10 protein-coding genes are annotated in these 13709 nt (G+C 70.3%); 5 read left to right on the forward strand and 5 right to left on the reverse strand.

Translation table 11 applies throughout. The features are described 5' to 3' along the window. Nucleotides 1-15 precede the first annotated feature (15 nt). The 5 genes from trxA to P3T29_RS09710 form a co-directional block, all read right to left on the reverse strand. Nucleotides 16-354, reverse strand: coding sequence for a thioredoxin (trxA, locus tag P3T29_RS09690; RefSeq protein ID WP_280715899.1), 339 nt, complete (start codon nt 352-354; stop codon nt 16-18). 29 nt (nt 355-383) lie between these two features. Continuing rightward, a complete protein-coding gene (locus tag P3T29_RS09695; protein WP_280715900.1) occupies nt 384-782 on the reverse strand; it encodes a MerR family transcriptional regulator in 399 nt (132 codons plus the stop codon). Between the two features lie 60 nt (nt 783-842). Then, nucleotides 843-2171 (reverse strand): RNA polymerase sigma factor, encoded by a 1329-nt coding sequence (locus P3T29_RS09700; protein ID WP_280715901.1) that lies wholly within the window; start codon nt 2169-2171, stop codon nt 843-845. 47 nt (nt 2172-2218) lie between these two features. Then, nucleotides 2219-2653: a YciI family protein gene (locus tag P3T29_RS09705; RefSeq protein WP_280715902.1), complete on the reverse strand. Its 435-nt coding sequence runs from the start codon at nt 2651-2653 to the stop codon at nt 2219-2221. A 208-nt stretch (nt 2654-2861) separates the two neighbouring features. Next, entirely contained in the window at nt 2862-4526 is a 1665-nt protein-coding gene (locus P3T29_RS09710) for an alkaline phosphatase family protein (RefSeq protein ID WP_280715903.1), read from the reverse strand. A gap of 300 nt (nt 4527-4826) precedes the next feature. Between P3T29_RS09710 and P3T29_RS09715 the strand changes: the two genes are divergently transcribed. The 5 genes from P3T29_RS09715 to P3T29_RS09735 all read left to right on the forward strand — a co-directional run bounded on the left by P3T29_RS09715 (nt 4827) and on the right by P3T29_RS09735 (nt 13683). Next, entirely contained in the window at nt 4827-5648 is an 822-nt protein-coding gene (locus P3T29_RS09715; RefSeq protein WP_280715904.1) for a PP2C family protein-serine/threonine phosphatase, read from the forward strand. Nucleotides 5649-5810: 162 nt separating this feature from the next. Next, the gene (locus P3T29_RS09720; RefSeq protein WP_280715905.1) at nt 5811-6791 is read left to right on the forward strand and encodes an MASE1 domain-containing protein; all 981 of its coding nucleotides are present in this window, start codon (nt 5811-5813) and stop codon (nt 6789-6791) included. 135 nt (nt 6792-6926) lie between these two features. Next, nucleotides 6927-9773: a PKD domain-containing protein gene (locus P3T29_RS09725; protein ID WP_280715906.1), complete on the forward strand. Its 2847-nt coding sequence runs from the start codon at nt 6927-6929 to the stop codon at nt 9771-9773. Nucleotides 9774-10080: 307 nt separating this feature from the next. Continuing rightward, a complete protein-coding gene (locus tag P3T29_RS09730; protein WP_280715907.1) occupies nt 10081-11340 on the forward strand; it encodes an Ig-like domain-containing protein in 1260 nt (419 codons plus the stop codon). A gap of 450 nt (nt 11341-11790) precedes the next feature. Then, nucleotides 11791-13683 carry a transglycosylase domain-containing protein gene (locus P3T29_RS09735; RefSeq protein WP_348532807.1) on the forward strand — a complete coding sequence of 631 codons (1893 nt, stop codon included), beginning with the start codon at nt 11791-11793 and terminating at the stop codon, nt 13681-13683. Nucleotides 13684-13709: the final 26 nt, after the last annotated feature.

Genomic DNA, 13709 nt, shown 5'->3' on the forward strand with positions numbered 1-13709 from the left:
GGTCCCAGGTGCTGGTCAGAGCACGTCGGCCAGGTCGCGCAGCAGGCGGGCCTTGGCGCGGGCCCCGACCATGGTCTTCACCGGTTCGCCGCCCTGGAAGACCATCAGGGTGGGCATCGACAGCACGGCGTAGGCCGCCTGGGTCTCCGGGTTGCCGTCCACGTCCAGCTTGACGATCTTGAGGCGCCCGGCCTCGTCCCCGGCGAGTTCGTCCAGCACCGGCGCGATCATCCGGCACGGCGCGCACCAGGTGGCCGTGAAGTCGACCAGCACCGGCAGGTCCGACGCCAGCACCTCCGCCGCGAACGTCGCGTCGGTGACCTCGACCACGACGCCCGTCTCTGTCTGCACCATGATTCGCACTCCTTTCAATTGATGGTTTATCAGTTCGGATCGGGCGTGAGTTCGCAGCGCGGCTCGCCCGCAGCCGACTCCAGTTCGGCCCGGGCGAGTTGCGCCCCGACCTGCTCCCGGACGGCCTGCAACCCGGCGATGCACTCGTCCAGTTCGGCGAGCTTGGCCCGGTACACCTCCAGCGAGGCCGGGCAGGAGTCGCCCGCCGGGTGCCCGGCGCGCAGGCACTCCACGAACGGTCTGGTCTCCTCCAGCTCGAACCCGAAGTCCTGCAGCAGCCGGATCTGCCTGAGCAGCCGCACGTCGTCCTCGCCGTATGCCCGGTACCCGTTGCCGGTACGCCGGGCGGACAGCAGCCCGCGCGACTCGTAGTACCGGAGGGTGCGCGTGGTGGTGCCCGTCCGCTCTGCCAGTTCGCCGATCCGCATACAGCTGACGGTAGACCTTGACGCTGACGTCAACGCCAGCGAATCACGCAACGCCAGCAATCACGGCGGCCCGCAGTCGGCGGCCCGCCCGAGCAGCACCGCCCGCTCGCGCCCGTTCCGGGTCAGCTCCGCCGCGCGTTCGAACTCCTGCCGCGCTTCGTCGAACCGCCCGAGCTTGAAGAGCAGGTCTCCGCGCACGGTGGGGAGCAGGTGGTAGCCCTTGAGCGCGGGCTCGTCGACCAGCTGATCGACGAGGTCCAGACCCGCCGCCGGGCCGTACGCCATGCCCAACGCGACCGCCCGGTTCAGCTCGACCACCGGGGACGGTGTGAGCCCGGCCAGTTCCGCGTACAGCTCCGCGATCCGCCGCCAGTCCGTCTCCTCGGGGGTACGGGCCCGCGCGTGGCAGGCGGCGAGCGCGGCCTGCAGCGCGTACGGGCCGAGACCGGTGCCGCTTTGTGCCACGAGCCGCTCGGTTTGGACCAGCGCGGCGAGGCCCCGGCGGATCAGGACGTGGTCCCAGCGCCCCCGGTCCTGGTCGAGCAGCAGGACGGGTACGCCGTCCGGACCGGTCCGGGCGGCGGCGCGGGACGCCTGGATCTCCATCAGCCCGACCAGGCCGTGCACCTCCGGCTCGTCCCGGGCGAGTTCGGCGAGGATGCGGCCGAGCCGCAGCGCCTCCTCGCAGAGCGCGGGCCGCATCCAGTCGTCGCCGGCAGTAGCCGCGTACCCCTCGTTGAAGATCAGGTAGACCACCTCCAGTACCGAGGAGAGCCGGCTCGCCAGCTCCGCCCCGCGCGGAACCTCGAACGGGACGTGCGCCTCGGCCAGGGTTCGCTTGGCCCGGGTGATCCGCTGGGCGACGGTCGGCTCCGGGACGAGGTAGGCGCGCGCGATCTCCCTGGTGGTCAGCCCGCCGAGCAGCCGCAGCGTGAGCGCGACTCTCGCCTCGGTGGCCAGCACCGGATGGCAGGCCGTGAAGACCAGGCGCAGCAGGTCGTCCTCGATGTGGTCGGCGGTGTCCTCCAGTACGGCGTCGAGGGCCGCGTCGCTCTCCGACGCGGCCCTCGCCCGGTCGCTCTCCAGCTCGTGGCCCAGCTCGACGATCTTGCGCTCCAGCCGCTGCTGCCGCCGGATCAGGTCGATCGCCCGGTGCTTCGCCGTGGCCATCAGCCAGGCGCCCGGGTTTCGCGGCACGCCCGTGGCTGGCCACTGCTCCAGCGCGGCCACCAGCGCGTCCTGGGCCAGCTCCTCGGCCAGCCCGAGGTCGCGGACGAGCCGGGTGAGCCCGGCGATCAGCCGCGCCGACTCGATCCGCCAGACCGCCTCGATCGCGCGGTGCGCGTCGCCGTCCGGCGCGGAACTAGGGTCGGAACCAGGTGCCGTCACGGCAGCCCATCAGATCAGCTTCGCCGTGACGGCACCAGCGGCACGCCCTACCGGGGGTTCGCGGGGTTCGCCCCCAGCCCCTCACGGATCGTCTCCTCGCGTGCGGCTTCCTCCGGCGTGAAGACATCGGCCGGGAAGTCCGCTGCCTCGAACACCTGCCGGACCTCGACCTCCGCGCCGCCGTCGAACGGGATCCGCTTGGCCCACTCGACGGCCTCCTCCTTCGACTTCACCTGGATCAGCCAGTACCCGGCGAGCAGCTCCTTCGTCTCGGCGAACGGCCCGTCCGTCACCGTGCGCTTCTCGCCGTCGAACCTGACCCGCGCACCCAGCGAGCTCGCCCGCAGCCCGTCGAGCCCGAGCAGCACCCCCGCCTTGGCCAGCTCCTCGTTGTACGCACCCATCACGGCCAGCTCCTCCGCCGTGGGGAGCACGCCCGCCTCGGAGTCCTTGTTCGCCTTGACCAGCATCATGAATCGCATCGCCGTGTCTCCTTCTGACTCTTGTTCTGACTCTTGCGGCTCAGGCCGGCACTGCCGACCCGCTCTACCTACACGTCGAACGGGAGCCGACACTCTCGACACGTCGGGGGAAGATTTCTTCGACCCGGTCGGCAGGAAACCCTCGCGGGAAGCAGGAAGGGGCCGCACGCCGGTGACGACGTACGGCCCCGATGCGGGAAACGCCAGGTCAGCGGACCGGCAGCACCCGGGTGTGCTCCTTGCGGACCGCCTGGAGGGCCTGCGGGTCGAGGCCGAGCAGGCTCAGGATGGTCGGGGCGATCTGCTTGGTCTCGACCGTCGCGGAGTCACGTACGCCGCCCGGGGTCGAGGCGCCCGAGACGACCAGCGGGACGTCCAGGTCGTCCGCGTGGGCGCCGCCGTGCTCGGCGACCTTCTTGGTGCCGCCGGTGTAGACGACGCCGTACTGGGCGATGCCGAAGACGTCCGGGACGCGGGCGTCACCGGGCTTGACGCCGAAGTAGTCGGCAGCGGCCGCACCGGCGTAGACCTTGGTCAGGCCGCCGTTGGTGAACGCCTTGGGCTTGGCGTTGATGTCGGTGCCGGTGCCGTGCTGCGCCAGCAGGTAGTTCTTGGCGAACTCGGTGGCGGCCTTGGAGCGGTCGTTCAGCCAGAGCAGCACGCCGTCGTCGTCCACGGCGTGCGCCACCAGGTCACCGGCCTTCGGGTGGAGCTTCTTCCAGGCGGCGTTCAGGCCGTCCAGCAGCGGGCCGTCGTCGATCCGGGTCAGCGCGGCCGGGTCGGTGGGCGACTGGCCGTGCTTGGCGGAGAGGATGATCGTGGTGCTGCCCGCCAGGTGCTCCTTGCGGATCTCGGCGGTCAGCGCGCCGATCTGGTTGTTGACGAAGTCCAGGTTCTTCACCAGCAGCGGGCCGGGGACGTTCTTCGCCGAGTAGCCGCCCTGGAGACCTTCCGAGGTGGTCAGCTTCTGGGCGGTGGAGACCGACTGGAGGTTCAGGCCGAAGATCGCCGGGGTGCCGACCTTGTGCGTACGGCTGTGGTCGTAGCCGTCGATCTCGTTGAGGACGGCCTGCACCTTGTAACCGTCGTACTGCTCGGTGGCCTTGTTGTCCGTGGTCCAGTCGCCACCGGCCGGGTAGCCCGGGGCGTCGCTGTTGATCTCCGGTGCGAACAGGTCCTGGATACCGGTGCCCGACGGTCCGTTGAGGATGTCGTACGCGGCGTGCTTGTCCGACCAGGCGGTGCGCAGACCCGCGCTGCGGGCCACCTCGAACATGGTGTTCACCTGGAGGTACGAGTGCGGGTAGACCGGGCGGCAGGTCTTCGGGTCGACCGGCAGCTTGGTCGGGTCGAGCAGGCTCGCCGCGTTGCCGGTCAGCGAGAGGATGCTGTTCGGCAGGCCCTTGAGGCCCTGGCCCGCGTCGATGGACGCCTTGTTCTTGTCCAGGTCCTCGGTGAGGTCCACCTCGACGCCGGGCTTGACGCCCGCACAGTGGGTGGTGCCCGCCGGGAGCAGCGCCGCGTCGTAGGTGTCGTCGTAGTAGACGCCGGTGGTGCCGGGGCCGCCGCCGGTCGCCTGGGCGACCATGCCGGGGAAGGAGTCCGAGGGCGTGGTGGTCTTCGCGTCGGTGTACTCCACCCCGCTGCCGACCAGGCGGGCCAGCGCCGACTTCGGGTGCTGGGCGACGTACCAGGCCAGATCCGACTGGTGCAGCCCGTCGACGGAGACCAGCAGGACGTGCTTGGCCGCCGCGCGGTGCTGCGCGTCGACGGAGTCGGCGGTGGTGGCGGCGTACGACTGGGCGATGGTCGCTCCGGCCAGGACTCCGGTGGCGCTGAGAACGGCGGCGAGTCGAACAGATCTGCGGGTCACGAATGCTCCTCGGTACTCATGCGGTACGGGTACTCATGCGGTACTCGGCAATGGCCTCGCGCTATGAGTAGTAGGCCCTCGTGTATCCGCCACGGCGTGCGCATGAACGGACGGGGAAGGCCTTGAGCTGTTTCCGCCGGGCCCTGCCCGGTCCCGACCAGTGGACCGCGCGGCCCCGGCCAGCGGACGGCCGGGCTCTGGCATGCGGACGGTCAAGCTCTGCCAAGCGGACGACCCGGCTCGGAAATAGGATGACCCGGACTGACCCGATGCAGCCCGGAGGGTCGATGAGGAGGGTCGATGACCCGACGCCGTCCGATCCGACCCGCGAGTGCCGACGACCTGCTGACCGAGCTCGGGCGACTGACCGCCCAGGCGCTGGAACGGGCCGAGCTGCAGCAGGCCAGGGTGGAGCTGGCCGAGGCGTTGCAGCGCGAGCTGCTCCCCGCCGCCCTGCCCGAACTGCCCGGCCTGCGGACCGCCGCCCGGTACGCGCCCGCCCGCCACGGCCTGAACATCGGCGGCGACTGGTACGACGGTTTCTGGCTGCCCGACGGCGCACTCGGCTTCTCGATCGGCGACGTACAGGGCCACGACGTCGAGGCGGCCGCGTTCATGGGACAGGTCAGGATCGGGCTGCGCGCGGTGGCCGCAGCCGCCGCCGACCCCGGCGAGGTGCTGAGCCGGGCCAACGACCTGCTGCTGGCGATGGACACCGAACTCTTCGCGACCTGCAGCTTCCTCCGCTTCGACCCGGAGAGCTGGGAGCTGAGCAACGCCCGGGCCGGCCACGTACCGGCGGTCTGGGCCACCGACGACGGCCGCTTCGGCCTCGCCCAGGACGAGGGCGGCCTGCCGCTCGGCGTCCTGCCCGACGAGGGGTACCCCGTCACCCGGCGCCGGCTGACGGCGGCCGGAGCGTTCGTGCTGGTCACGGACGGTGTGGTGGAGGGGCCGTCGTTCCCGATCGAGGCCGGGCTGGACCAGGTGACGCAGGTGGTCCGCGCCGGACTCGGCGCCGACCCGGGCGAACTGGCCGCCGAGGTCATCAAGGTCGCGGACCTCACCGGGCACACGGACGACGCGGCCGTGCTCGTGTTGCGGCACGACGCGGCTGGGTGATCCCCGGGGCGCGGGACTGAACGTCGCGGGAGGGTACACGTCGTTGCCTTCCGATTTCGCGCACGCAGTTGATTGAGCAGAGCCCCGCGCCCCTGGAGAGTGCAAGTGACTGTCCGCGTGTCACGGTCGGTCAGGGGTGCGGGACGTTGTCTGATGGCTGCTGTGGTGCGTAACGAGGTACTCCGGCGGCTCGGGGCGGCAGGTCTGCGGATCCTCGCCGTCGCCGTCGCCTACTTCGTGGCCGGTCGGCTCGGCCTGCTGCAGCAGGTGGTGATCGCGGGTGCGAAGGTCACGCCGCTCTGGCCGCCCACGGGCATCGCACTGACCTGTCTGCTCCTGCTGGGCCTGCGGATCTGGCCCGGGATCGCGCTCGGCGCCTTCCTGGTCATCGTCTCGATCGGGCCGGCGGATCCGGCCTCCGTCGGGATCGTCGCGGGGAACACGCTGGCTCCGGTGTGCGCGTGCCTGATACTCCGGTGGGTCGATTTCCGGGTCGAGCTGGACCGGCTGCGGGACGGGCTGGCGCTGGTCTTCCTGGGCGCCCTGGTCGGGATGCTGATCAGCGCGACCATGGGCACGGGTTCGCTGGTGCTCTCCGGCCTGCCGCTCAGCGGGTTCTGGTCGACCTGGGCGTCCTGGTGGACGGGGGACGCGATGGGCGTTCTGGTGGTCACGCCGCTGCTGCTCGCGCTCCGGACGGTCCGGCTGCCCCGGCACACCGACCTGTACGAGTGGGCCGAGCCGGTGCTGCTGCTGGCCGGCACCACCGTCGTCACGCTCGTGGTCAGCAGGACTTCGCTCGACCTGCTCTTCCTGGTCTTTCCGCTGCTCATCTGGGCTGCTCTGCGGTTCCAGCCGGCCGGGGCCGCGCCGTGCGTACTGCTGGTCTCGGTGATCACCATTGTGGCGGCGACCGACCACGTCGGGCCGTTCGCGCACCACGGCCTGCTCGCCACCATGGTCACCTTGCAGGCGCTCAACGGGTCGGCCGCCCTGACCACGCTGCTGCTGGCGGCCGTCGTCGCCGAACGGAAGAGCACCTACCGCAAGATCGAGGACGCCTGTCTCGACCTGGCCGAGGTGGTGGCCCGCCTCGCCCCCGGCGAGCCCACCCCGCGTTGGCCGCCCGACGAAGGCCGCTGAGCGGCTCACCTGCTGGAACGTCAGGATGCCGAACCCCCGCGACAGTTCGAACAGTCATGCGGAAGAATGTGCACCGCTCCGCCCGGGGATGATCTACCCGAGGGACGGAGCGTCACATTTACAGGGGGTATCACCGTGCGCCTGCGACACTTCGCCGGCCTCGCCACCGCTGTCACCGTCACGCTCACCGGCGGCCTTCCCGGCCCGACCGCCTCCGCGACGACCAACGGCGAGACGCTCTACGTCAATCCGACCGTCCCGTGCTCCGACACCGGGAGCGGTTCGGCACTGCCTTACTGCACCGTCCAGTCCGCCGTGGACGCCGCCCAGCCCGGCCAGACGGTGCAGGTGGCGCCAAAGCCGGGCGGCTACCGGGAAGCCGTGACCGTCCGGCACTCCGGCACGCCCGGCAACCCGATCACCATCACCACCGGCGCCTGGAACAACAGGACGGACGCGCAGACCGCCTTCGTCCAACCGGACAACGCGGCAACCGCCTTCACGCTGCAGGGCGTGCACGACGTGGTGATCCGGAACTTCGAGATCGGCTCGGCCGGGCAGGCCGCCGTGCTCACCAGCGCCAGCCAGATCACCCTCGACCACCTCGGCCAGGACTACGAGCCGCCGTTGAAGGAGGAGCGCGGATCGATCCAGGTCCTCGGCCCCTCGAACGGCGACACGATCTCCCGGAGCCTGATCAGCGGCAACGGGACGCCCGTGCTGTTGGACGAGGCCGAGACCGTCGTGGGGGCCCCGACCGGGACGGTGATCACCGCCAACGAGCTGGCCGGCGGCCAGAGTCCGACGATCGTGACACAGAACGCCGCCTCCACGACCATCACCAACAACACCCTGCTGCAGAACTGCGGCACCCTGGTCACGCTGACCGGCCAGTCGAACAGCGCCCAGATCTTCAACAACATCCTGGACGCGACCGGCACCGGCTGCGCGGGCCAGAGCCCGCTGCTCTCGCTCGACATCGGGTCCGCGTTCAACTCCCTGGTGAGCCACAACCTGCTGAACGCCGTCAGCGGCGGCGTCCCGTACAGCTGGGCGGGCAAGCTCTACAACACCCCGGCCGACCTGATGGCCGCCAACGCCGCGGCGTACTCGGGCCCGGGCTCGGGCGCCGTCCCCGGCACCGGCGACCTGGTCGCCGACCCGCAGTTGGGCCAGGACGGCTTCGCCGACAACGGTCTGAAGCCGACCTCTCCCGCGCTCAACTCGGCGGACGACAAGGCCCCCGGCATCCTGCCGACCGACCTCAACGGCAACCCGATCGAGGACGACACGCAGGCCCCGCACCCCGGCACCGGCCACCGCGACCGGGGCGCCTACCAGTTGCAGAGCCTGACCCCGGCCACCGTCCGGCTCGACAACTCCGAGGGCCCGTACCCGGTGACGGTCACGGCCACCGCGAGCTCGCAGCAGAACTGGCCGACAACGGTCAGCTACTCCTTCGACTTCGGTGACGGCACTCCCGCCGTAGTGTCCGACAACCCTTCCGCGAAGCACACTTACCAGAAGGCCGGCTCCTTCACGGTCGCCATGACCCAGACGGACGCCGCCGGGAACGCCTCCACCTATCAGATCGACCAGCCGGTGAAGATCAGCCCGCCGGGGCTACCCGCCGTGGCCTTCACCGCCGCGCCGTGCACCATGCAGATCCGGAGCTGCCTGCACCCGCTGGTCTACGCCATCAACACCAGTGGCACCACCGGCCCGTGGCCGATCACCGGCTACACCGTGGACTACGGCGACGGCAGCCCGGTCGCGAGCAACACCCTCCCGCACGCCTACCGGACCGCCGGTGACTACCAGGTCACCGTGACGGCCACCGACCAGGGCGGGCAGACCGGTTCACTCACCAAGACCGTCAAGGTCGGCTACCGACCCAGCAATTACAGCGCGTACCCCCCGGTCCGGGTGGCCGACACCCGCAGCGGGAGCCACCCCACCAAGCTGGCCCCGGGCGGCAAGCTCACCCTCAACGTCGGTGACTCCGGCATCCCGGCCGACTGGGCGGCCAGCGCGGTCGTCCTCAACGTCACCGCCGTCAAGCCGACCGGCGGCGGCTACCTGACCGCCGCCCCCGGCGGCCTCGACCAGCCCAAGAGCTCCAACATCAACTACACCCCGGGCTCGATCGTCTCCAACCTGGTCACCGTCCCGGTCGGCACCGACGGCACCGTCAACATCTGGAACGGCGGCTCCGGCTCCCCGGTGGACGTGGTCGTGGACGCCATCGGCCAGTACACCCCCGACACCGGCAGCCAGTACGCACCGGTCGCGCCCGTACGACTGATGGACACCCGGTACGGCATCGGTGTCCCCACCGCAGGCCCGATCAGCTCGAACTGCACCACCACGCTGGCGATCCGGGGCCAGGGCGGGGTGCCGGCCCAGGCCACGTACGCGGTACTGAACATGACCGTCACCAGCCCGCAGTACGACGGGTTCCTGACGGTCGGTCACACCAAGGCCACCTCCAACCTCAACTTCAGCGCCGGCCAGACGGTCGCCAACCAGGTCATCGCCCCGATCGACCCGGACGGCACCGTCACCATCTGCAACACCGGCGGCCTGGTCCACGTCATCGCGGACGTCTTCGGCTACTACTCCGCCGACGGCGGCAGCCTGTTCACGGCGGTACCGCCGAAGCGGCTGACCGACACCCGCTACGACGGCACCGGCACGCTGGGCGCCGGCGCCTCGCACGCGGTCGACTCGGGCGCCCCGGCCGGGGCCACGGGCGCGGTCCTGAACGTCACCGCCGTCACGCCGACCGGCAGCGGCTTCCTGACCGTCTGGGCCGACGGCACCCCCCAGCCCGGCACCAGCAACGTCAACTTCACCGCCAAGCAGATCGTGCCCAACCACGCCATCACGCCGCTCGGCGCCAACGGCAAGTTCGACATCTACAACCGCGCCGGACAGACCGACGTGATCGCCGACCTGTTCGGCTACTTCGCCAAGCCGTAGTCACAGCCGTAGTCACGGCAGCGGTACCGCAGCGCTATCGAAAGGAGCGGGGCCGTCCAGGGGTGGGTACCCCCGGGCGGCCCCGCTCCACGTCGTCGTGACGGCCCAGCGCTTCCCGCGCGGGCGGCTCGGCGGCTCGGCGGCCGAACAAACGTCCTGATTCTGTGACAGTCGCCGTTCAGGTGAGACCTGATGCTCCGCTCACACGTGAGATCAGGTGAGTCGGTCTTCAGCAAGGTCAGCACCGGACGTCCGGCTCACGCGTGAACAGAGCCGCACAGAGCGGGACCGAGCAGGGGGACGAGCAATGCAGTCGATTCGAGTACGGCCGACGGGTGAGCGTGCGGTCGGCGTCCGGTCGATGGGGAAGCCGAGGCCGTCGGGCCGGCGGGCCGTGACGACGTTGGCGCTGGGCAGCATGCTCCTGCTGCTCACGGCCTGTGGCGGTGGGACCTCCGGGGGCGGATCGAAGGCCGCGAACGCGTCGGGTGCCGCGCCGGCCACGCCGAAGGTCTCGGCGGCCCAGGTGGAGGTGGAGCCGAAGAACGGTGCCCAGGACGTGGCGCCGAGCGGCGCGCTGAAGGTGTCCGTGACGAGCGGCAAGCTGACCCAGGTGTCGGTGGCCGGCCCGGACGGGAAGGCCGTTCAAGGGGCGGTCAGCGCGGACGGCCTGAGCTGGGTACCGTCCGCCGGGCTCGCCGTGGGGACGGCGTACAAGGTGGACGCGCAGGCCGTCGACGCCCAGGGGGTGCCGACCAGCGTGACCAACAGCTTCACCACGCTCTCCCCGGCGAAGAAGGCCCGTACCGAGGACAACCTGTCCTCGGGCGCGACCTACGGCGTCGGCATGATCATCCGGGTCGACTTCCACCAGACCGTCAAGAACAAGGCGGCGGCCGAGAAGGCGATCTCGGTGGTGGCCTCCGACGGCACCCAGGTCAAGGGCCACTGGTTCAACGACGACAACTGGCTCGACCTGCGCCCCCAGAACTACTGGAAGCCCGGCACCACCGTGACGGTGCACTACCGCACCACGAACGTGGAGCTCTCCCCCGGCGTCTACGGCAACTCCGACCGCGACGAGTCGTTCACCATCGGCCGGTCCAAGATCAGCACTGTGGACTCCGCCGCACATCAGATGACCGTCGCGGAGGACGGCGCCGCGCCGAGGGACATCGCGGTCACCACCGGCTCCGACGAGAACCCCTCGTACAACGGGACCATGGTGGTGTTCGAGATGGGCCGGATGATCCATATGGACTCGGCCACCACGACCATCAAGGGCTCGCCGTACGTGGTCGACGAGCCGCACGGCCTGAAGCTGACCAACACCGGCACCTACGTGCACGGCAACCCCAAGGCCGTCACCGCCGCCGGCCACGAGAACATAAGCCACGGCTGCGTCGGCCTGCCGGACACCGAAACCGGCGACGACAACTCCGTGGCGGGGAAGTTCTACGCCGACTCGATGATCGGCGACGTGGTGATCGTCAAGAACTCGGTGGGTGCCCAGGTCCAGCCGGACAACGGCCTGAGCGGCTGGAGCCTGCCATGGTCGGCCTGGTAGAAACCGCCGTGCGTCGGGCGCACCGACCAGGACAGGGCAGCGGCACCTCAGCGGCGTCCCAGTGGCGCGAGGCTCCATTTTCCGGCCCCGGCTGCTTCGGCAATGAAGTGCGGCTGAGCAAGCCCTCGATCTGACCGGGACCGGTCACGGACAGCGCCGTCCACGAATCATCGAGCGCAGCCGCGAAACCAGAATCTTCTAACAAACGTTTCCTACTATGAGCATTCGATCGGGGACGTAGATCACGGGGGGCACATGCTTGCCAGCAGTCGGCGCGCGACCGCGTCCATACGCGGGCGTCTGCGTGGCCCGCTCTCGACCTTGCTACGCCGAGGACGACTGCCAGGCCAGGGGCAGCAGGAGCCTAAGGAGCACCCGGGGGCCCAGCGGCCCCAGGGGCACCGGGCACCCAAGAGCTCCCGGGGCTACCCCCGGCCCGGTCGGCGGGGTGTGCGGCGCTGGCTGCCGTCCGGGCGGCAGGTGCTGATCACCACGCTGCTCAGCACCGTCGCCCTGGTCGGCGTGGTGGGCTACGCCTACTCGCAGACGCAGATCCCCACCGACCTGAAGGCCTTCGCCACCCAGCAGAACAACGTCTACTACTGGGCCGACGGCACCGAGATGGCCCGGACCGGTGAGGTCGACCGGCAGGACATGCCGCTGGAGAAGGTGCCGCAGGGGGTGCAGTGGGCGGTGCTGGCCGCCGAGAACGAGACCTTCTACACGGACTACGGCATCGACCCCCAGGGCATCGGCCGGGCCGTGTACAACATGGCCACCGGCGGTCAGACCCAGGGCGGCTCCACCATCACCCAGCAGTACGTGAAGAACGCCTATCTGAGCCAGCAGCAGACGGTGAGCCGGAAACTCACCGAGATGTTCATCGCGATCAAGCTCGACCAGCGGACCAGCAAGCAGCAGATCCTCGAGGGGTACCTCAACACCAGCTGGTTCGGGCGCGGCGCGTACGGCATCCAACGGGCCGCCAGGGCGTACTACGGCAAGGACGCCTCGGAGCTCAACCCGAGCGAGGGCGCCTTTCTCGCCTCACTGCTCAAGGGAGCCAGTCTCTACGACCCGGCGGTCCGCCCCGAGAACCGGGCGCGGGCGGTGGACCGGTGGAACTACACCCTCAACCGGATGGTCAAGATCGGGAAGCTCTCGGCTGCGGAGCGGGCGACGTACACCACCTTCCCCGAGCCCATCGACCCGCCCAAGCAGGCCGGACTGACCGGGCAGACGGGCTACCTGGTGGACATGGCCAAGCAGTACGTGACCACGCACACCGGCATCTCCGACGCCCAGTTCGACCTGGGCGGCTACCAGATCTACACCACCTTCGAGAAGCCGAAGGTGACCGCGCTGACCGACTCCGTGAAGGCGGCGGCCGGGCGGCTGAACGCCGACCCGGGGCTGCGGGTCGGCGCGGCCACGGTGGCGGCGGACGGCCGGATACTCGCGATCTACGGCGGCCCGGGCTACCTCAAGCAGGGCTACAACAACGCCAACTCCGCCATCGTACCGGCCGGTTCGGCGTTCACCCCGTTCGTCTACGCCACCGCGCTCGGCCAGGGCGTTCAACGGCAGCGGGACACCGGCCGCACCCCGGTCTCCCCCACGACGCGCTACAACGGCGACGACCAGGCCCAGCTGATGACCCCCGAGGGCCCGTACTGGGACCGCAACGGGAAGCTGGTGAAGGGGATCAACGACGGCGGAAAGTCCTGGGGCAGCATCGGCCTGCGCGAGGCGGTGGAACAGTCCGTGAACACCCCGATGCTGCAGCTCGGCCTGGACGTCGGCCTGGACCAGGTGCGCAAGACCGCCACCGACCTGGGGCTGCTCCCCGAGACCCTGGGGGCACAGGTACCGGCCTTCTCGCTCGGCAACTCCACGCCGAGCGCGGTGCGGATGGCCGACGCGTACGTGGCCTTCGCGGCGGGCGGCATGCACACCGATCCGTACTCGGTCGTCCGGATCACCCGTGACGGAGCCTCGGTCGGCGTGCAGAAACCGGCTTCTGCACGGGTACTGACCCAGGACGTGGCGGGCCAGGTCAACGCGGCGCTGGTGGGCACGGTGGACGGCGGCACCGCGAAGGCCGCCCAGCTGCCCGGTCGTACGGTGGCCGGCAAGACCGGCACCACGCAGGACAACAAGGCCGGCTGGTTCGTCGGCTACAGCGGGCAGCTGTCCACGGCCGTCGCGGTGTTCCGGCTGGACGCGAAGGGCGTCGAGGCACTGCCGCTGGACGGCCAGGGCGACCCGGCCAAGTCCGCCGCCGCCACCAACTACCCGCTCGACATCTGGAGCACCTACATGAAGACCGTGCCGGTCGAGTAGGCGCCCGGGAGCCTGCGAAGGCCGGG

Origin of the sequence: Kitasatospora sp. MAP5-34, assembly GCF_029894335.1 — a bacterium.
Taxonomy (GTDB): domain Bacteria; phylum Actinomycetota; class Actinomycetes; order Streptomycetales; family Streptomycetaceae; genus Kitasatospora.